Below are 18,315 nucleotides of genomic sequence, written 5' to 3' on the forward strand. Positions count from 1 at the left end.
CGAACCGATCCGGTCAGGCATCCGGCGCGGCCTCCGGGCCCCGCGCCGGGCTGCCGCCGGCGGCCGGTCCCAGGGGTTCCCGCGCCGCGTACGCGAGCAGCGCGGCGACCCCGGCGGCCGGCCCCTCGGCTCGGCGCCAGTGTTCGTCGCGCTCGGTCAGCGCGCCGAACAGGCGCTGCCAGGACCGGTCCTCGGTGCCGAGCAGCGCCGCGGTCAACGCGGCGACCTCGGTGTACGCGGCGTGCACCGCCACCCGTACCGGCTCGGACGGGTCGATCCGCGCCCGGGCGTCGGCCAGATAGCGCAGCACACGGTCGGCATGACCCACCTCGTGCACCAGGTCGTGGCCGGTGAGCAGGCCCGCCTCCAGCAACCGCTCGACCTCCAGGTGCCATTCGGCGGTGCCGCCGTCCGGCAACACCCACGCGGCGACGGTCCGAGCCGCCCGGGGACTGCGCCGGGCCGCCGCGAACGCCTCGGTGGGCCGCAGGTCGGTCGGCATCGCCAGGATGACCTCGTCGGGCGCGTCCGGTCGGTTCACCAGCGCCTGTCGCACCCCGGCGGGCCACGGTTCGCGGGCGTGCTCGCCCACCAGCAAGGCCCAGTCGCGTCGGTAGGGGCGATCCAGGACCCGTTCGGCATCGGCGAGCCGCTCGCACGCACGCAGTCTGGCGACCAGCCGGGTCGGCGCCAGTTCTCGGTCGATCCGCGCGGTCAGCACCGCGAGGCCGGCTTCGATCGGGTCGTCGACGCCGTCGGCCGTCGCCTTCGCGGCGACCCGGGCGGCGCCGCTGCCGAGCAGGCCGCGCTCGATCAGCGCGCGTAGTCGGTGCGGGCCGCCGAAGCGCAACACGTTGCGGGCGGCGAGCAGTTGGTCGAGCAGCGACAACTTCCCGGCCATGCCGGCCAGCGCGACCTCGACCACGTCGGGGCAGGCCGCCTCCACGCCCACCCGCAACGAGTCGGCCCAGTACTTCGAGAACACTCCGGGTTCGAGCAGGCGCCGGCGCAGCACGGGCGACAACGGTCGGGAGTCGTCGGCCGCGCGGGCCAGGATCCGACGCCGCTCGGCCACGTCGCCGCGCCGCTTCACGTCGCCGTACAGCCGGTCGTCCAGTACCGGATCACCCCGGTCCAGCAGCCGGTCCCGGACCCGTCGGGTGTGCGGCGAGCGCGGATCACCCTCGGCCAGGATCAGCGCGGGACCCGTGTCGGGCAGACCGAGCACGTACGCGACCAGGTCGTCGGTGACGCGCCGGGTCTGCTCGGCCTCGCGGGCCAGCGTGACCGCCGCGTCCGGGCCCAGCAGCGGGAGCACGGCGCGGAGCACGTGCACGTCGGCGTAGCCGAGCAGGACCGAGCCCGCGCCCGACAGCGGGCCGGGCGCGGGCCGGGGGTCGGCTCCGGCGGCCACCCGATCGAGCAGGGCGGGCAGCGGCAGTTCGCCCGCGTCCGTGTCCATCGCGGCCAACGCGGCCAGCCAGTGGTCGCGTTCGTGGCCGAGTCGGTCGGCGAGCAGCGCGCGCACGGCCCGGGTGAGCGGGCGCCGGGCCGCCCCGAACCAGTAGCGCTGATCGCGGGTCGCGCCGAGCGCGCGGGCCGGTGTCGTGGCGATCAACTCGGCCGGCCCGACCAGGCCCGCGCGGTAGCGCACGGAGGCGGGGGCGGTGTCCCGGAAGGCGGCCGGATCCCGCCGGGCCAGGCGCTCGCGCGGCAGTTCGCCCGGCGCGTTCGCACACGCGGTGAGCAGCCAGTCCGGGTGGCGCAGGCCGGGCAGGTCCGCTTCGAGGGTCTCCGCGAACACCGCGAGTACGGCCGGGTCGGCGGGTATCGGCGCGTCCGGCACGATCTCCCGCAACACCTGCACCGCCGCGAGCGCGCAGCCGCGATCCGGGGTGTTGCGCCGACCGCGTCGGGTCGGCAGGGTCGGTCCGGCCGGCTCGCGGGTGCGCACGGGTGGCGCGTGCCGGGCGAGGGTGTGCGCGTACGCGGCGATCTCCGCGTCGGCCAGGGCCCGTTGCCCGGCCCCTGGCGGTGGGCCGGCCGCCGTCGCGGCGACGCCGATCAGTTCGGCGACGGTGCCGGTGAACGAGCCGAGCAGGCCGAGCCCGATCACCGTGGCCTCGACGTGGCCGGCCAGGTGGGTGTGCACCAGTTCGGCGAGCCGCGCGTGGATGGGCGCGGCGACCGTCTCCGGCGTCAGCTTGGGCAACGCGCGCAACACCTCGGCGGCCGGCCACGCGGTGTCCACCAGGCGGATCGGATCCAGCAGGTCGTGATCGACGCAGTCGTTCACCCACTCGGCGTCGGCGCGGGCGAACGCGACGGCGCCCAGCCGGTCGACCGGTTCACGATTGAGTTCCTCGGCGCCGGAACCGCACGCGCGGTTGACCAGGGCGAGCCGGAGCAGCCGGCCGAGCTCGCCGTCGGCGTGCTCGTGGCGCAGCAGTTCCTCGATCGGCTCGGGTGGATACGGCGTTTCGCGATGTCGGGCGACCAGGCGCGGCAGGTCGTACACGTACGGCTCGTGCACGAGGGTGGCCAGCAGCCGGCGGGTCGCGTTGCGTCCCCTGGCGGTGGCGAATACGCGTGGCAGCGCGTCGGGATCCTCGTACGGCACGCGCAACGTGCCGGGTCGGGTCGGCCCGCCGGGGGCTTCGAGCGTCTCCAGGATGCCGGCGATCCGGCTCGAATGGCTCGGGCCGCCCAGCAGTTCCACCAGGCGTCGGACCGCGTCCGGGCCGCCGCGCTGCCACACCCGCAAAAACGCGAAGCATCGGGTGTCGGCGGACGGGAAGGTGTGCAGCGCGGCGTGCACGAGCTCCGGATCGCCGCTGACCGCCAGCGGGGTCAGCCGGCGCTGGTCCCGACAGTCGAGCAGGTCGACGCGCAACCTCGGGTCCAGCGGCACGGGTTCGGTGCGACCCGGGGTGCGCGGCACGCCGGAAGCGATGGTGCGGCGCAGGGTCAGCGGGGTGTGATGATTGCGGTACACGGCCGCATCGACGCTCGGTTCGTCCAGTGCGACCAGCCGGCCCAGTTCGCGCGGATCCAGCCCGGCGTTGCCCGCGACGGCGGCGCAGACCCGCGGATCGCGGGTGGCCAGCGCGATGTCGAGCGCGTGCGCCGGCAGCGGGCCCTTGCCGAGCAGGTCGCGCAACAACTCGTCGGGCGCCTGCGGCAACAGCGCGCGCAGGTCCTCGGGTTCGGCGGCGAAGAGCAGAAACCGACAGAACCGGGACAGGGCCGGCGGGGTGGTCGCACCGACGTCGGGCACGGATCCGTCGGCGATTCGGGCCAGCAACTCGGCCAGCGTGCCCCGGTGGCGCGAGAGGGTGACCCGCAGGGTGGCCCAACGGCTTGCCGAGCCGCCCAGATGACGGTGGATCAGGTCGGCGAGCGGGCGCGTGCGGGGGAGTTCGGCCAGCGTCGCGACCGCGATCCGGGCGGGCGCGATCGTGGTCAGGACGAGGGTGGTGTGTCGTTCGTCGGTGAGCCCGGCGGCGGCGGCCGAGGCGGCGATCCGGGCCGCTTCGGGGTGGCCCGGGCAGTGTGCGGCGGCTTCGAGCAGGGCGGCCGAGGGGCGGGCGGCCCGGGCCACGGACTCCGGGTGGGCCCGGTAGAGCTCGGCGAGCAGGGCATCGGGGCAGTCGGCCCGCCCGGCCAGTGCGGCGCCGGCCGCCTCGGGCAGCGGCTCGGCCCGGTGGGCGGCCAGGAGTTCGGCCCAGTCCAGGTCCCGACGCCAGTTCGGCTCCGGCTCGCCGGCGCGCAGCCCCGCGATCAGGCCGCCGGTGCCCTCGGCGGCCGATACCGCGGCCCGCAGCTCGTGTACTCGGCCGGTGGCCAGGGCGCGGGCGGCCGGCGCGGCGACCTCGGGCGCGACCGGCGGATCGGCACCGCCCCGGTCGGCCTCGATCGGCGGACCGACGCCGCCGCCGTCGGTCTCGAACGGTGATCCTGGTCCGGGGCTGCCCGGATCCGCTGCGACTTCCGCGAGTAACCCACCCAGTCGCGGTGGGTCGACGAACAGGCCCAACATGCCCCGGAGTTGCTCGGCCGTGGTCAGCCGCCGGCCACCGGTGCGCAGCGCGTGCTCGACCAGCGCCGGTACGTCCGAGACCACGGCTGCGCCGACGAAGTGCGGGTGGTCCGGCGGGTCTTCGGCGCACGCACGGATCTCCTCCAACAACACGGTCAGCGCGCCCGGATCCGGATGTCGGCCCGGGGCGAGCACCGTGCGCCGCATCCACGGCAACGCGGTGGCATGCCGGTACACCAGCCGATCCACCACCGGGTCCGGCCGGTCCAGCAGTGCGGCCAGGTCGGCGGCGGTGGCCCGGGGGTTGCGCGCCACGGCCCGTCGTACCAGCACGTCGGGATCACGAACCGCCTTGATTCGCGCGGTGATCGGCAACAACGCGTCGGCCAGGTAGCCGGGGTCGGTCTCGCCCAGTCGATGGCGCAACCGGCCCGCGTCCCCGGGTTCGCCGCTCGCCACCGCCAGCCCGAGCAGCACCTCGGCGGCCGGGTCGTACCGCCGCGCGGCTCCGTGCGTCACTGTTCGATGTCCCCTCGTCGGGCCGACCTGGCCACCGCCGTTCCCCCGTTTCGGGCGGGCTCACGACGACACCCCACCACAACTCACCGACGGTTGGGCTTCCGGGGCCGTCGGTAGGGGGCCGGATAGGGGTGTCCGAAGGGGATCGATCGCAACGTCGGGGGTGTTCCCTGCTCGGGCGGGACACACCCGAACACGCCGAGAAGGGGCGGGATTTCGCCGCCCCCGTGACGGTGAAACCCCACCCCTCGGACCACCCGACCGTCCGCCGCCCGCACCGCCGCCCCGTGTCGGCGGTTCCGTGCCACCCGGGCCCGCTGCCCGCACACCACATCCTGGCGGGCCGCACCGACGCCGAGCATCCGCCGGACTACTCGGCCGCGAACCTGAGTACCGAACGGCTGTCCTGAGTATCGACGGGTCCCCGGGTCGGTGCGGGGATCGGCGCGGAGCGCGTCCTCACGCGCCGGCGAGGGCCTCGCGCCACACCGGACTGTCGACGTAGTGGTTGTCGAATCGCTCGGAGGTGGCGCGCAGTTCGGCGACGTCCGCCTCGCCGCGGTGCACCCGCTCCAGGAGCCGGTAGTAGTCGAAGCGGTCCATCCCGGGGGTGAACACGACCAGCATCTTCGCCTCGGTGTCCGGCGCCGGCGCGAAGGCGTGCGGCATGTGCGGCGGCACCAGCAGGAAGTCGCCGGTTTCCAGGGTGACGATCTCCTCACCGAGCAGGATGCGCATCGTGCCCTCGGTGACGTGGAACATCTCACTGGCCCGGGTGTGGAAGTGGGCGGGCGCGCCGGGGGAGCCCTTGTCGAAGGTCGCCAGGTTGGCGGTCATCCCCGGGGTGTCGGCGAGGAGGGTGATCAGGCTGGTGGGACCGTCCTGGACGATCTCCGCCTCCTGGGTGCGGACCAGGATCGGGGCGGCGGTGGTGTTCGAGGCGGGCGTGGACATGGTGGCTCCCGTGGGGTGTGACGAGGTGGGTCGGACGGTGGGCGCCGCTTGTCGTTCGGCTCCGTTCCGCGTTCGTTGGTACCAATCTACGGTGGCTTTCGACCCATGAAGGGGTGCATTTCCCACACAAAATGATGGGTCAATTTCGAAGGCACCAAGCGCGGTGGTGCGGACACGCCGGCACGTGCCGAGACGCCGGACGGGAGGGGTTTCGCCGCCCCGTGACGGCGAAACCCCTCCCTCGCGCGCATCGGGGCCGCACCATGGCCCGACGGCGCTCCCCGCAGTCGGATCCCGGCGGCCCGGGTGGGTCGAACGGACCTCGGCGGTCGCCGCCGAGGCCGGGTCGGGTGGGTCGGTGGTTGCTCGGTGGTCGCTCGGTCGTCGTCCCTCGCCGGTGGCCGCGCGCCCTCGCTGACCAAGTGTCCGCTGTGGGCCGAAGGTCACGCGACCGGTTTCTGCCGGTTTCCGGCCCGGCCCGGACCTCGGCGCACGGTTCTTTCCGCGTCTTGTTCCGCGGCTCGTCGCGCCGGGACCGGGTCCGGCGGTCGATCACTTGCCGTCGATCCGCTCCGCGAGTGCGACGAGCAACTCCCCGACCAGGTTGATGGTCATCCCGTCGATCAGGTTGCCGGCGTCGTCGAAGCGCTCGTGCGACCGGAAGGCGATCACCTCGGGCTTGCCGATCACATCGGTGTGCGTCCAGACGAACACCTGGCGCAAGGCCAGTTGCGCCCGCACCGATCCGAAGTTGGTGGGGGCCGCCCCCATGATGGCGGTCGGCTTGCGCAGCAGCGGCAGGCCCTCGGTTTTGGTCCAGTCGGTGCTCACCCAGTCGATCGCGTTCTTCAGCACACCGGGGATCGAGTAGTTGAACTCCGGGGTGGCGATCAGCAGACCGTCCGCCTCGGTGATCCGCCGGCGCAGGTCGGCGACGACGGCGGGACGATCATCCGGATTGTCCTGATCCATGTCGTAGGGCGGTATCTCCCGCAATCCTTCGTATATCTCGATGTCCATGCCGCCCGGGGCGAACTTCTGCGCGGCGCGCAGCAGCAGGGTGTTGTGCGACTCGGCCCGCAGGCTGCCGGAAATGCCGAGGATCCTGACGTCACTCATCGCGGGTTCTCCTTCGCAGGGGTGGGTGTCCGGGCGGGCGCGCCTCGTCGAGGTCGCGGCGGAGCGACCGGCGACCCGATCGATCGGCGGCGTCGTGCCCGTTCCGGGTTACAGGAGAAACGTATGACCCGGATGGGGCCGACACCGATGTCCCGACATGCCACACAGGGGACCGATCGCGACACGCGTGCGTCGGTCCGTCGTTCCCGGTCGGCTCGGGTTCGACGCGGAGCGACCCGGCTCAGCGTGCCGCGGCGGCGGCCAGGTGCTCGAACTCGACGCCGAGGGCCCGGGCCGGCCGGTCGGCCAGTTCGCGATGGGCACGGTCGGTGGTGACGCCGGCCGTGAAGGTGTCGCCGTGGCCGGTGAAGCCGAAGACCACGTTCTGCGCGCCCATCAGCGGTGGTGCCGCGACCAGTTCGACCGCCGGGCGGCCGAGCAGGACCAACGGGGTGCGCGGGCCGGGGATGTTGGTGCAACTGGTGTTCGCATAACCCGCGGACATGGTGATCAGGCCGGCGAGCCGGCTCGCGGGCAGCGGTGATCGGGCGGCGACCTCGATGGCGGTTCGGGCGATGGCGGCCTGCCCGATCGACTTGGCCCGCACGGTCTCGGCGTGGACCCGGGCCAACCGGGCCGGCGGATCCGACTCGTCGAGCGGCAGCGGGATCCGGAAGAAGGACACCACGTTGCCGATCCGGGACGCCTCGTCCGCCGTGCGCATGTTCACCGGAACCAGCGCGGCGACGCGGGGACGGGAGGGGGTCGCCCGGCCCGCCGGGACGGTGCGCAGTGCCCCGGCAACCGCCGCCAGGTAGACGTCGTTGACGGTCGGGCGCACGCTGCCCGGAGCCGCGTGCCGGGCGGCTCGTACCGTTGCGGCGAGCACCGTCACCCAGGCCGCGTGCCGCCCGGCGCCCGGGCGCCCGTTGAACGGCAGGCGTGTGTTCCGCCGCAACACCCCGGCGGCCGTGGCCAATACACCGCGCACCGAGGCCGGGCGCGGCGGCACCCGGCGCACCGCACCGCCGGGCCACGCTGTCCCCGTTTCGGCGTCCCCGCCCATCAGTCGCTCCAGCAGCCGGATCACCGAGACTCCGTCGGCCACCGCGTGGTGCACCCGCAACAGCACGGCGAACCCGTCGACTTCGGGGCCGGACAGCAGGTACATCCGCCACGTGTCCACCGTCGACCGCAGTGGTTCGCCGAGCAGTTCGCCGACCCGCTCGCGCAGCGCGTCCGGGCCGGGCGCGAGCGGCGCGGCGACCACCTGCCGCTCCGGGTCGAGCTCGTCGGCTACGACCCAGTGCGGACGCCCGCGTCGGTGTCCGGTCGGTGTCGGGCCCGCCCGCAGCCGCAGCCGCGGCACCGACTCCCAGCGCGACCGCACCAGTTCGCGCAGGTCGGCCGACTCCGGCGCGTGGCCCCGAAAGCGCACCAGTACGAAGAACCAGGGATCGCCGGGATGCCCGAACCACTCGTGCGCGACGAACGGCAGATCGCCGGGTGCCGGCAGGTGCGGAATCGGCGCGTCGGGTGGCACGTTCCGAACCTCCGGGGTGGGTTCGCGGCGAATCGTGCAGGTCCGGCCGGCCGTCGGTGCGGCGGGCCACCGGGTCCTTCCTGCCTGTGACGCAGACCACATGCATCCTACCGGGTCGTCGGATGCGTATTGATCAGGGACGGAAGCGGCAGGAAGGGAGGACGGGATGGGCCCACAGGGCCGCGAGGGGTTCACCGAGTTCGCCCGGACCTCGGCGCACCGCCTCTGTCAGACGGCGTATCTGCTGTGCGGCGACTGGCATCTCGCCGAGGACCTCACCCAGATCGCGCTGGAGAAGCTGTACGTGGCCTGGCGTCGGATCGAACACACCGATCAACCACACGCGTACGCCAGGCGGGTGCTCCTGAACGCGTACCTGGACGGCAGACGCCGTCGCAGTTCCACCGAACTGCCCGGTATCGACGCGTCGGCGCTGGAGCGTCGACCCGACCCGTCGGCCGACCCGGATCTCCCGGACGTGCGGATGACGCTGATCGACGCACTGATGCGGCTGTCACCGCGCGATCGGGCGGTGGTGGTCCTGCGCTATTGGGAGGACCACAGCGTGGAGGCAGTCGCCGAGATGCTCGGCATGTCCGGCTCGGCGGTCAAGAGCGCCGGGCCGCGCGCACTGGCCCGACTGCGCGGCACGCTCGAGGTCAACCCGCTGGTGGGCTGAGTCGGCCGACGGGCGCGACCGCGCCCGGGGCATCCATAGGTATCGACATGCATTGATATGAACGAGAGAGGGGGTGACCATGGCACGTGACAAGGCAATCCCCGACCCCGATGTCGGCCCCGACGGCGACGTCGAAACCGACGCCGAGAGCGACCGCGACGTCGAACTCGAACAAGCCTTCCGACGTCGGCTCGACGACGAAATGGCCCACCACGGCAGCCGCCCGATGGCCGACGTGGTGGCCCGCGCGGCGTCCCGAGGGCGCCGGCGCGTCCTGATCCGGGCCGGGAGCATCGTGGCGTCGGTGGTCGCGGTGGTGGCCGTGGGCGGGGCGGCCACGCTCGCCCTGCAACCCGGCGACACGGATCCCGAGCGGGCGGCGATCCCGGTACCGACGGTGGCCCGACGCACCGTGCCGGCGGCGGACGGCGGGACCGAGGTCGCCCGGGCGGCGCTCGCCCGCGACCTCGGCACGGTGCTCTCCGGCCTGCTGCCGGCGGGCAACTGGTCGGCGGCGCGCACCGGATACGCCCCGGAGACGGGCATCTCGGCCGAGGTGACCCGGGACGACGGCCTCGGCCCGGTCGGGGTGGTGTCCGTGTCGTTGCGGCCCGGCGACCTGGCGGACTGTCGAGGCGCCCTGCGGACCGCGGGCGAGCGTACGGACGAATTCGGGCTCAAGCACAACATCAAGTGCCTGGCGCCGGAACGGGAGGGCCAGGCGGTGGCGATGGAGGGTGTACAGGGTCCGGACGGCATCTTCCGGGCCCAGGCGCTGTACATGTCGGTCGGTTCGGGCCTGCTGCGGGTGCTCTGGGCCAACGGACCGCTGGACGGGAAGTTCCCGCAGACCGGCAAGCCGAGACCGGCGCTGACCGACCAGCAGGGCGCGGAGATCGCCCGGAGCCCACGTTGGGAACCGGTCGCCCGGCGGCTCCCGGCGACCTTCGTGGGGACCGGGTGAGCGGGCGCGGCACGGGCCGTCGGGCCAAGCCGCGGGCCGGCGACACCCGAACCGGCGCCCACGCCCGCTCCGCCGGCCGTCCGCGCGCCGTGCGTCGCCTGCTGCTCGGGGTGGGCGTGGCGGCCGTCGCGTGCTGCCTCCTGGCGGTGGTGCCCAGGATCTCCGACGGCGGTGCCCCGACCGTCGACATCGGCGCGACGCCGCTGCCGAGTGCGCGACCGCCCGAGTCGATACCGCTGCCCGAGCAGCCGTCGGCCCAGCGGGACCTGCCGGTTCGGGCATCCGCGTCGCAGGACCCCGACACCCTGGCGGGTCTGCGCTTCCCGTTGGAGCCCACGCTCAAGCTCGGCGGGCGGTTCGTCACGGTGGCGGGCGGCGACACCGGGCCGGGGACCGGCAAGCACCTCGCCTATCGGGTGGAGATCGAGGAGGGCCTCGCGCTGGATGGCACGTTGTTCGCCGCGATGGTGCAGCAGACGCTCAACGATTCGCGCAGTTGGGCCCGGGACGGCCTGACCTTCGATCGCATCGACGACGCGGGCGCGTCCTTCGTGGTGCGGCTGTCCAGTCCCGGCACGCTGCACCGGATCTGCTCTCCCATCGTGGGCGACACCAGCGTGTCCAACGTGTCCTGCAACGCCAACGGAACGCCGTGGGTGATGATCAACGGCTGGCGCTGGGCCCAGGGTTCGACCGCGTACGGCGACGACATCCGCACCTATCGGCAGATGTTGATCAACCACGAGGTGGGCCATCGACTCGGCCGGCAGCACAGCACCCGATGCGGGCCGGGCGGCGTGGCGCCGGTGATGATGCAGCAGACCAAGAGCCGCCGGGCGGACAACGGCAAGGTGTGCGACGCGAATCCGTGGCCGTACCCGACCGGCTGACCGGCCGGCACGGGTCGGATTCCGGCCGGGTTCGATGCGTCGGACTCGGCCGGGTCCGGGGTCAGACGTGTTCGCTGACCAGGATCGCCGAGGTGTCCGGGGCCAGCGCCTCGAAGATGTGCGGGGCATCGCCGGGGTAGGTGATGTAGTCGCCGGGCGCGAGTTCGACCGGGTCCTCGATCGGGCCGACCAGGGCGCGGCCGGTGGCGAGCACCACGTGCTCGACGGTGCCGGGCGGGTGCGGCTCGGAGCTGCGTGGCTCGCCGGGCTGGGCGACGACGCGGTACAGGTCGCGGCGGGCGTGGGGCGGGCAGGTGGCGAGCAGCGTGGCGGCGTAGTCGGCCTGCTCCGAGTGGGCGACCGGACCGTCACCGGCGCGGATCACCCGGACGTTGGAGTGCGGCGGGTCCACCAGCCGGCTCAGCGGTACCCCGAGCGCGACGGCCAGGGCCCACAACGTCTCCACGCTGGGATTGCCGAGGCCGGCTTCGAGCTGGGACAGCGTGGACTTGGCGATTCGGGCGCGTTTGGCCAGTTCGGTCAGCGACAACCTCGCGCGCTCGCGTTCGCGCCGGGCCGACACCGCGATCAGCGCGATCGGGCCGGTGGGTGGTGCGGGGGAGTCGGGTGCGGGCGTGGGTTCGGGCAGGACGGGACCGGCCAAGTGTTCGCTCCAGAAGTTGTTTCGTTCGGCTTGACGAACGACTGCCACTTCGTTCACTGTACCGGACATGCGTTCGTCATACCGAACACTCGATCGCGGCACCCTCCGCGACATCCTCCTGGTCTGCGTGGCCGACGCCGTGGTCGGTGCGTCCTTCGGCGCCATCGCCGTCACCGGCGGCCTCGATCCGTGGGTACCGATCGTCATGTCGGTGTTCGTGTTCGCCGGCGGCGCCCAGTTCGCCGCCGTCGGGGTGGTCCTCGCCGGTGGCAGCCCGGTGGCGGCCGTCCTGGCCGCACTGGTCCTCAACGCCCGGCTGGTGCCGTTCGGGTTCACCGTCGCGGACGTGCTCGACGACCGGCGCCGGCGGTGGACCCGACTGGCGGGCGCCCACCTGATCACCGACGAGACGGTGGCGTTCGCACTGCGGCACACCGACCCGGCGCGGCGTCGGGCGGTCTTCCGGCTGTGCGGGACGGCCCTGTTCGTCACCTGGAACCTGGCCGTCGCGGGCGGCGCGCTGGCCGGCACCGGCCTCGGCGACCCGACCGCGCTGGGCCTGGACGCGGCCTTCCCCGCCGTACTCCTGGCCCTCGTGCTCCCCACGCTCCGCGACCGCGCGACCCGCAACGCGGCACTGCTCGGCGCCGCCGTCACGCTCGCCGCAACCCCCTACCTGCCGGCCGGAGTACCGGTACTCCTGGCCCTGCTCGGGCTGATCCCCCACCTGCTCCCACCCCGCCGACCCCCGCTCACCCCGCCCCGGGAGCCGTCCTGATGCCGCTGCTCGCCATCGCCTTCATCGCCGCAGGGACCTACGCCTTCCGCCTGGTCGGTCCCCTCTCCCGAGACCGCATCCACCTGCCCGAGCAGGCGCGGCGACTGCTCGGGATCGCCGCCGCCGTGCTCCTGGTCGCGCTGATCGGCGTCGGCACCCTCACCGAGGGCCACGACTTCGCCGGCTGGTCCAGGCCCGCGGGCGTACTCGCCGCCGCCGTCCTGGCGATTCGCCGCGCACCGTTCCCGGTGGTGGTGCTCACCGCGATCGCCACCACCGCGCTCCTGCGCCTGGCCGGCATGCCCTGACTACCGCCCCGCCGCCGGGAGTTCGGCCCGGCCTCGCGCCGCCGCGCCGCTGTGCGCGGGCGCGGCGGACCGGACCGGTGGCGGGAGCATGGTGGCCGGCGCCCGCCGCCGGTCCGGCCCGGCCCGGTCAGTGCGAGAGGCCGCTGACCAGCGAGTTCATCGTGCTTCCGAGGGCATCGGAGGTCTGGGAGCCCTGGCCCGCCGGGGCCTTGCGGTCCGAGGTGTTCAGCGCGATGTCCTGGCCGGTGCCGGCGTTGGCGACCGGTGCGGTGAGGGCGGCGGTGCCCGCGGTGAGCAGGAGGGCGGCCAGCATGCGTCGAGTGTGCGTCATGTCCCCTTCAACGGCGGGACCGCCACACCGGCTACGCCCTGTCACCCGGCCGGACCATTCACCCGGCCCCACCCGCTTCCCCGGCCGCCGGTGGCCGCGCCCGCCGCGCCTCGATCAGGAATCGGGTCGAGTGCGCGACGAACGGTCCGTCGCGCCGGATGAGTTCGTGCAGCTCGTGGAGCCGGTCCCGGTAGGCCGGCACGGTGAAGCCGGGCACCATCCAGATCACCTTGCGCAGGAAGTAGACGACCGCGCCGATGTCGAAGAACTCCATCCGCAATCGCTCCGGGCGCAGATCGACGATCTCCAGGCCGGCCGCCCGGGCGTCGGCGCTCTCGATGTCGGGGTGTCGGCTCTTGCGGGCCTCGGGCTGCGGTCCGAGGAAGTATTCGACCAGTTCGAACACCGAGGCGGGCCCGACGTGCTGCGCGAAGTAGGTGCCGCCGGGGCGCAGTACGCGGGCGATCTCGGCCCACCACACCGACGCCGGATGCCGGCTGGTGACCAGATCGAAGGCGGCGTCGGCGAACGGCAGCGGCGGCTCGTCCGGGTCGGCGACCACGACCGCGCCGAGCGGGTGCAGCAGCCGGGTCGCCTTGGCCACGTTCGGCGGCCAGGACTCGGTGGCGACCATCGTGGCCGGCAACTTCGGTGCGCCGGCCAGCACCTCGCCACCACCGGTCTGGATGTCCAGCGCGGCCGACACACCGGCCAGCCGTTCGCCCATCAGGCGCTGATAGCCCCACGAGGGGCGTGCCTCGGTGGCCCGCCCGGCCAGCCAGGAGAAGTCCCAGCCGTCCACGGAGGCCGCCTCGGCCTCGGCCAACAGATCTTCGAAGGTACGTGACATACCCGAATCGATACCGCGAAGCGGCAGCCGTGCCAAGCGCATATCCGACCGGCCCGTCGGCCCGGCCGAATGCGTCGCGACGCCGGGCGCACCCTTCCGGACGCCGGGCTCACCCCTCCAGCAGGGCCTGCCCGAGATACTCGCCCGGTAGACAACCGCTCGGCGCGACATACAGACCGGACGCCTCGTGGACGGTGTAGCGGGACAGCGCGTCGCCGCGCGCGAGCCGCTGTTGTACGGGTACGAACGCGCGGTGCGGGTCGCGTTGCCAGGCCAGGAAGAGCAGGCCCGCGTCCGGCGTGCCGTCGGCGCGCGGGCCGTCGTCGTAGGACCAGCCCCGGCGCAACATCGTGGCCCCCGCGTTGAATCGGGGCGCGCCGAGCCGCACATGCGCGTTGGCCGCGATCGCCGGTGCACCGCCGGGGCCCGCGGCGTCGAAGTCGGCGGGCGTGTGCTCGGTGCCGCCGGTCAGCGGCGCGCCGTCGGACAACCGGCGGCCGATCACCTGTTCGCGGTGCTCGCGCGGCAGCGTCTCCCAGTGATCCAGCAACATCCGGATCCGGCGCAGCACCAGGTACGACCCGCCCACCAGCCACGCGGGCGCGCCGGCCCCGGGCACGAGCACGTCCGCGACCGCGTCCGGGTTGGCCGTACCGTCGATCTGGCCCATCAGGTTGCGCCGGCTGTCCGGCGACGCGAAGCCGCGCATCCGCCACCGCTCGCGGGCCGCACCGGCGGCCGACCGGCGCAGCGCCCGCAGCGCCGCGGTGACCACGATCGGGTCGTCGGCGGCGAGTTGGAGCACGAGGTCGCCGTCGCCGTGCGCGGGGTCGAGCTCGTCGCCGGGAAAGGCTGGGATCGCGCGCAGTTCGGCCGGCGGGGGCGAGCCCACACCCGCGAACAGGCCCGCCCCGAAGGCGAAGGTGACGGTGAGCGCCGCCGGCCCCGCGCCGCGCAGGACGTCGGCGTCGATGCCCGCGCCGGTCGCCGCCCCGGCATCGAGCGGCGCGCCCCGGGTCAGCCGGGCCGTCGCATCGGTCCACCGACGCAGCAACTCCCGCACGCCCGCCCGGTCGACGGTGGGCCGCAGGTCGAACGAGGCCAGCACCGCGTAGGGCTGACGGCGGGTCAGGATGCCCGCCTGGGTCGGCCCGTGAAAGGGGATCACCGTGTCCGCGCCGGATGTTCGTGCCCGGCCCGGCACCGCCGCGCCGGCCGGCTCGCCGGCGACGAAGGCACCGGTGCCGGCCGCGAGCAGACCGCGCCGACTCAGCGGGTGCTCAACGGCCACTGTCGACCGGTTCGTCCACGCTGCCCACGTACAACCCGTTCAACTCGGAGACGTAGCGTCCGCCCCGGGTGTCCTGCGGCACCACCAGGTGCGGCCCGGCCGCGTCCTCGTACGGGACGCCGTCCTCGCCGACCGCGAGCAGGATTTGGCTCCGGGCGAAGCCGGGGTCGAGTTCGGCCCACGCGAACGCGGCCCGGTAGTTGCCGCCGCCGGTCGCCGCGACGAACAACCGCAGATTGCCGTTCTTGACGGCCGGGTCGACGGTCGGGCCGGTGGCGTTCAGCACGTCGTACAGCGGGACGCCCTCGTAGGTGTGCTTCTGGGCGCCCTTGGCACTGCCGTACTCCACGGTCGCGCTCACCTGAGGCAGCTTGCGCAGGTCGGCCAGGGTGAGCGTGCCGGGTCGGGCGACCTTGCCCCGGATCACCACCTCTCCGGGCTTGGCGGGCGCGAGGGGCGCGGCCGGGGCGGTGGCCGCGGGCGGCGGCGCGGTCGCGGATTTCCCCGCCGGGGCGGAATCGTCCTTCGAATCGCCGCACCCGGCGACGAGCACGGCCAGCACCGAGCCGGCGACGGCGATGCGGACGGATCGGTGTCTGGGCATGGCGAAGTCCCCCACGGCAGCGACTGGGTCGAGCTCGCAGGTGCGAGCGACAAGGCGCAACAATATGTTGAACTGCCAGGCAAAGGGAAGATATGCCTTGCAGATGCGACTACCGGAAGCCCGATCCGGGTCGCATCTGCGGCCCCTCGCATGTGGTGTCTCGGAGCGTGCCTAGCCGACGAACTCGCGGTCTCCGTAGTGGATCGTGGCCTTGGACCAGTCGCCGCCCAGGGTGCCGACGAAGCGCTGGACCAGGGCCAGGTCCGCCCGGTCGGCGACCAGGATCAGCTTGCCGCCCCGGACGGTGACCGAGCCGCCGAACAGCCGGTCGCGTGCCTCGGGATCGGCGACCAGGCCGTCGTGCAGCCGCCGTACGTCCACGCCCGGCACCTCGACCTCGATCGCGTCCGCGCGCGGCGAGTCGACGCGCAGGTATTCGAAGGTCAGTACCGACTCCTGGGCGAAGCGCTTGCGCAGAATCTCCGCCACGTGGGCGAGTTGCGCGGCGTCGATGTCGTCGACGTCGAACTCGCGCGAGCGTTCATACGTGGTGTTCTGCAACTCGCCGGACCAGAACACACCGTCGAGCAGTGAGGACTTCTCCGGATCGGCGCCGTGGGCGCGGATGATCGCGCGCACCTCGCAGGCGAACCCGTTCAATCGGGTGTTCAGTCGCGGGTCGTTCGGGTCGCTGATCACGGCGGTGTTGTTCGTCACGAAGATCTCCGCCTCCGGCAGGTGCCGGCGGGTGTGCCCGGGCGACGCGTCGGCCGCGCACGACGGACCGTGCGAGCCGGCGGCGACCGCGGTCTTGGCACCGCCGGCGCCGATGGTGATACCGAAGGCGAGAACGAGGGCGGCAGGCCAACGCTTCATCGAGGTTCCCCCTGAGGTCGGGTGCTGCGAACACCGGTGCTGCCGAACGGCAGTGGTGTGCGGGAAAACCTACAAAAAGGGACGGTGGCCGCACGAGCCGGGGCACCCGCCGGGACGTCGGTCCCGGGGGTGCCCCGGTCGTCATGCGAGCGGGTCGCGACGCGTCAGCCCGTGCTGACGGTGACGTTCTCCGCCTGCGGGCCCTTGGGGCCCTGGACGACGTCGAACTCGACCTTGTCGTTCTCCTCCAGTTGCCGGAAGCCCGTGCTCTGGATGGCCGAGAAGTGCACGAACACGTCCGGGCCCTTGTCGTCTTGTTCGATGAAGCCGTAGCCCTTGTCCGGGTTGAACCACTTCACCTTGCCTGTAGCCATCGTTCCATTCCTTCACCTGATGCCACGACGTGTCGTCGAGAACGCGCCGACCGGAGCCTTGTCGCGACTTCGGCCCCCGAGATTTCCCGGCCCGCCACCGGCGAAACACCCGCTCGGCCGGCGGCCGGGAGCGGGATTCGCGGTCCGGATCGAGGCGTCGGCGGACCGGGCAGGGGTGGCCCGGTCCGCCGGATTCACTCGTTCGCCCCGCTCCCGGAACCGGCCCACGGACGGCGGCCCGCCGAGCGGTGGCCGGCGGCCTCGTCGAGCAGGTAGGCGGGGCTTTGCGTGCTCTCGTCGTGGTCGTCGTAGTAGCGGTGGTAGACCGGGGTCAGGCCGCCGGAGACCGGTGGCACGATCCAACTCCAGTCCGCCGGGCACGTGCGGCCCGCCTCCGTCTCGCGTTCGACGTGCCGAAGGAAGCGGTCGGATTCGGTGTGGTGGTCGGTGATGGTCGCGCCGGCCGCGTCGAAGGAGTGCAGCACGGCGCGGTTGAGTTCGATCGAGGCCCGGTCCCGCCACAACGTGCGCTCGCTGGAGGTGTCCAGGCCGAACAGCGCGGCGATCGCCGGGAGCATGTCGTAGCGGTCCGCGTCGACCAGGTTGCGGGCACCGATCTCGGTGCCCATGTACCAGCCGTTGAACGGCGCCGCGCTGTAGGAGACGCCGCCGATCTCCAGGCGCATGTTGGAAATCGCCGGGATCGCGTGCCAGCGCAGGCCCAGGGCGGCGAATCCGGGGTGTTCGGGCTGGGTGAGCGGGATTTCGCGGACCGCGTCCGGGGGCAGTGCGTACGAGCGCAGGCGACCGTCCGCGCCCTCGACGATCAGGGGCAACGGGTCGAAGTCGGTGCCTGCGCCGCGCCAACCGAGGGTGTGCGCGAGTTCGGTGATGCCCTGATTGCGCCCGTCGCCCACGAGCGCGCCGTCCGCCCGGCGGTAGCCGGCGTAGCGGATCAACTGCTCGTTCCAGATCCGCACTCTGGGCCCGGTGGGGGCGTCGGGCGCGAACACGGTGATCGTCGGCCGGATCCGGCCGCCGCGCCAGGTCTCCCGCAGGTGTCCCGCACACTGGGCGGCCACCTCCTCCGGTCGGCTCACGTGCCGGCGGTCCCGGACGACCAGGCTGTTCCAGTACAACCGGCCGATGCAGCGGGCCGAGTTGCGCCAGGCGACCCGGGCGCCCCAGACGAGTTCGGCCGAGGTGTGGATGTAGGTGCCGGTGGTTCGGATCTGTTCGACGATCTCGCGTCGTCGGGTGTCCCGATCCACCGGCGACCCGGTCTCCCGGTGGAAGCGGTCCAGGAACGCCAGGGCCCGGGCCGGGTCCACGGCGCCCGGGACGCCGGCGTCGGGCACCGCGGACGGGGGCTGCGGGGTTGGGGTTTGGGGGTGGGGTGGCACGGGACACGACGGCTGGTCGCCGCGGATCCGGGTGATGCTGTGCTCGGTCAACGCTCTCCTGGGTACCGGCTCGGCGCTGCGACCGCGGGTCGCGGGAGCCTGTTTCGAGTCTGGTGGGGGGTACGGGCC

The 18,315-nt window shown here is 73.4% G+C and carries 18 protein-coding genes; 6 read left to right on the top strand and 12 right to left on the bottom strand.

The features are described from left to right. Positions 1-13: 13 nt before the first annotated feature. Complete coding sequence (locus ACH4U8_RS28915) at positions 14-4,558, bottom strand: hypothetical protein (protein ID WP_395781173.1); 4,545 nt, start codon at positions 4,556-4,558, stop codon at positions 14-16. Positions 4,559-4,845: 287 nt separating this feature from the next. On the opposite strand from ACH4U8_RS28915, the gene ACH4U8_RS28920 reads away from it, so the two are divergent. Beyond that, positions 4,846-4,968: a hypothetical protein gene (locus ACH4U8_RS28920; protein WP_360319496.1), complete on the top strand. Its 123-nt coding sequence runs from the start codon at positions 4,846-4,848 to the stop codon at positions 4,966-4,968. A 49-nt stretch (positions 4,969-5,017) separates the two neighbouring features. Here ACH4U8_RS28920 and ACH4U8_RS28925 read toward each other — a convergent pair whose 3' ends face one another. The 3 genes from ACH4U8_RS28925 to ACH4U8_RS28935 all read right to left on the bottom strand — a co-directional run bounded on the left by ACH4U8_RS28925 (position 5,018) and on the right by ACH4U8_RS28935 (position 8,174). Continuing rightward, on the bottom strand, positions 5,018-5,512 hold the full coding sequence (locus ACH4U8_RS28925) for a cupin domain-containing protein (protein WP_360319498.1): 495 nt from the start codon (positions 5,510-5,512) through the stop codon (positions 5,018-5,020). Positions 5,513-6,064: 552 nt separating this feature from the next. Beyond that, complete coding sequence (locus ACH4U8_RS28930) at positions 6,065-6,631, bottom strand: NADPH-dependent FMN reductase (protein WP_360319499.1); 567 nt, start codon at positions 6,629-6,631, stop codon at positions 6,065-6,067. Between the two features lie 241 nt (positions 6,632-6,872). Then, positions 6,873-8,174 (bottom strand): WS/DGAT domain-containing protein, encoded by a 1,302-nt coding sequence (locus ACH4U8_RS28935; protein ID WP_395781175.1) that lies wholly within the window; start codon positions 8,172-8,174, stop codon positions 6,873-6,875. Positions 8,175-8,340: 166 nt separating this feature from the next. On the opposite strand from ACH4U8_RS28935, the gene ACH4U8_RS28940 reads away from it, so the two are divergent. From ACH4U8_RS28940 to ACH4U8_RS28950, 3 genes are all read left to right on the top strand, one after another. Further along, the gene (locus ACH4U8_RS28940) at positions 8,341-8,853 is read left to right on the top strand and encodes a SigE family RNA polymerase sigma factor (protein ID WP_379992379.1); all 513 of its coding nucleotides are present in this window, start codon (positions 8,341-8,343) and stop codon (positions 8,851-8,853) included. A gap of 79 nt (positions 8,854-8,932) precedes the next feature. Beyond that, complete coding sequence (locus ACH4U8_RS28945; protein ID WP_395781177.1) at positions 8,933-9,817, top strand: hypothetical protein; 885 nt, start codon at positions 8,933-8,935, stop codon at positions 9,815-9,817. Further along, entirely contained in the window at positions 9,814-10,707 is an 894-nt protein-coding gene (locus ACH4U8_RS28950; RefSeq protein WP_395781179.1) for a DUF3152 domain-containing protein, read from the top strand. The genes ACH4U8_RS28945 and ACH4U8_RS28950 overlap by 4 nt, the downstream gene beginning before the upstream one ends. 61 nt (positions 10,708-10,768) lie before the next feature. Here the strand turns inward: ACH4U8_RS28950 and ACH4U8_RS28955 are convergent, their stop codons facing one another. After that, the gene (locus tag ACH4U8_RS28955; RefSeq protein ID WP_379992385.1) at positions 10,769-11,356 is read right to left on the bottom strand and encodes a helix-turn-helix domain-containing protein; all 588 of its coding nucleotides are present in this window, start codon (positions 11,354-11,356) and stop codon (positions 10,769-10,771) included. Positions 11,357-11,438: 82 nt separating this feature from the next. Between ACH4U8_RS28955 and ACH4U8_RS28960 the strand changes: the two genes are divergently transcribed. Further along, positions 11,439-12,149 carry an AzlC family ABC transporter permease gene (locus ACH4U8_RS28960; protein WP_360319509.1) on the top strand — a complete coding sequence of 237 codons (711 nt, stop codon included), beginning with the start codon at positions 11,439-11,441 and terminating at the stop codon, positions 12,147-12,149. Next, positions 12,149-12,457, top strand: a complete 309-nt coding sequence (locus ACH4U8_RS28965) for an AzlD domain-containing protein (protein ID WP_360319510.1) — start codon at positions 12,149-12,151, stop codon at positions 12,455-12,457. Before ACH4U8_RS28960 ends, ACH4U8_RS28965 begins: the two co-directional genes overlap by 1 nt. A 127-nt stretch (positions 12,458-12,584) precedes the next feature. On the opposite strand, the gene ACH4U8_RS28970 is transcribed toward ACH4U8_RS28965, so the two are convergent. The 7 genes from ACH4U8_RS28970 to ACH4U8_RS29000 form a co-directional block, all read right to left on the bottom strand. Next, positions 12,585-12,788 (bottom strand): hypothetical protein, encoded by a 204-nt coding sequence (locus ACH4U8_RS28970; RefSeq protein WP_360319512.1) that lies wholly within the window; start codon positions 12,786-12,788, stop codon positions 12,585-12,587. Between the two features lie 58 nt (positions 12,789-12,846). Beyond that, on the bottom strand, positions 12,847-13,638 hold the full coding sequence (locus ACH4U8_RS28975) for a class I SAM-dependent methyltransferase (protein WP_379992025.1): 792 nt from the start codon (positions 13,636-13,638) through the stop codon (positions 12,847-12,849). A 109-nt stretch (positions 13,639-13,747) separates the two neighbouring features. Next, the gene (locus tag ACH4U8_RS28980) at positions 13,748-14,929 is read right to left on the bottom strand and encodes a Dyp-type peroxidase (RefSeq protein ID WP_395781181.1); all 1,182 of its coding nucleotides are present in this window, start codon (positions 14,927-14,929) and stop codon (positions 13,748-13,750) included. Further along, complete coding sequence (locus ACH4U8_RS28985) at positions 14,919-15,533, bottom strand: molybdopterin-dependent oxidoreductase (protein WP_395781183.1); 615 nt, start codon at positions 15,531-15,533, stop codon at positions 14,919-14,921. Before ACH4U8_RS28985 ends, ACH4U8_RS28980 begins: the two co-directional genes overlap by 11 nt. A 171-nt stretch (positions 15,534-15,704) precedes the next feature. Continuing rightward, positions 15,705-16,409 (bottom strand): hypothetical protein, encoded by a 705-nt coding sequence (locus ACH4U8_RS28990; protein ID WP_395781185.1) that lies wholly within the window; start codon positions 16,407-16,409, stop codon positions 15,705-15,707. A 164-nt stretch (positions 16,410-16,573) separates the two neighbouring features. After that, positions 16,574-16,783 (bottom strand): cold-shock protein, encoded by a 210-nt coding sequence (locus ACH4U8_RS28995; protein WP_360319522.1) that lies wholly within the window; start codon positions 16,781-16,783, stop codon positions 16,574-16,576. A gap of 194 nt (positions 16,784-16,977) precedes the next feature. After that, on the bottom strand, positions 16,978-18,114 hold the full coding sequence (locus ACH4U8_RS29000) for a nitric oxide synthase oxygenase (protein WP_395781496.1): 1,137 nt from the start codon (positions 18,112-18,114) through the stop codon (positions 16,978-16,980). Between the last annotated feature and the right edge of the window lie 201 nt (positions 18,115-18,315).

The sequence above is a fragment of the Embleya sp. NPDC020886 genome, assembly GCF_044333915.1.
In the GTDB taxonomy this organism is placed as follows: Bacteria; Actinomycetota; Actinomycetes; order Streptomycetales; family Streptomycetaceae; genus Embleya.

Bases quoted from the DNA above. Each gene is read 5' to 3' on its own strand.
- ACH4U8_RS28925 (WP_360319498.1), bottom strand. From the start codon at position 5,512: ATGTCCACGCCCGCCTCGAACACCACCGCCGCCCCGATCCTGGTCCGC.
- ACH4U8_RS28930 (WP_360319499.1), bottom strand. From the start codon at position 6,631: ATGAGTGACGTCAGGATCCTCGGCATTTCCGGCAGCCTGCGGGCCGAG.
- ACH4U8_RS28940 (WP_379992379.1), top strand. From the start codon at position 8,341: ATGGGCCCACAGGGCCGCGAGGGGTTCACCGAGTTCGCCCGGACCTCG.
- ACH4U8_RS28945 (WP_395781177.1), top strand. From the start codon at position 8,933: ATGGCACGTGACAAGGCAATCCCCGACCCCGATGTCGGCCCCGACGGC.
- ACH4U8_RS28960 (WP_360319509.1), top strand. From the start codon at position 11,439: ATGCGTTCGTCATACCGAACACTCGATCGCGGCACCCTCCGCGACATC.
- ACH4U8_RS28965 (WP_360319510.1), top strand. From the start codon at position 12,149: ATGCCGCTGCTCGCCATCGCCTTCATCGCCGCAGGGACCTACGCCTTC.
- ACH4U8_RS28970 (WP_360319512.1), bottom strand. From the start codon at position 12,788: ATGACGCACACTCGACGCATGCTGGCCGCCCTCCTGCTCACCGCGGGC.
- ACH4U8_RS28975 (WP_379992025.1), bottom strand. From the start codon at position 13,638: ATGTCACGTACCTTCGAAGATCTGTTGGCCGAGGCCGAGGCGGCCTCC.
- ACH4U8_RS28985 (WP_395781183.1), bottom strand. From the start codon at position 15,533: ATGCCCAGACACCGATCCGTCCGCATCGCCGTCGCCGGCTCGGTGCTG.
- ACH4U8_RS28990 (WP_395781185.1), bottom strand. From the start codon at position 16,409: ATGAAGCGTTGGCCTGCCGCCCTCGTTCTCGCCTTCGGTATCACCATC.
- ACH4U8_RS28995 (WP_360319522.1), bottom strand. From the start codon at position 16,783: ATGGCTACAGGCAAGGTGAAGTGGTTCAACCCGGACAAGGGCTACGGC.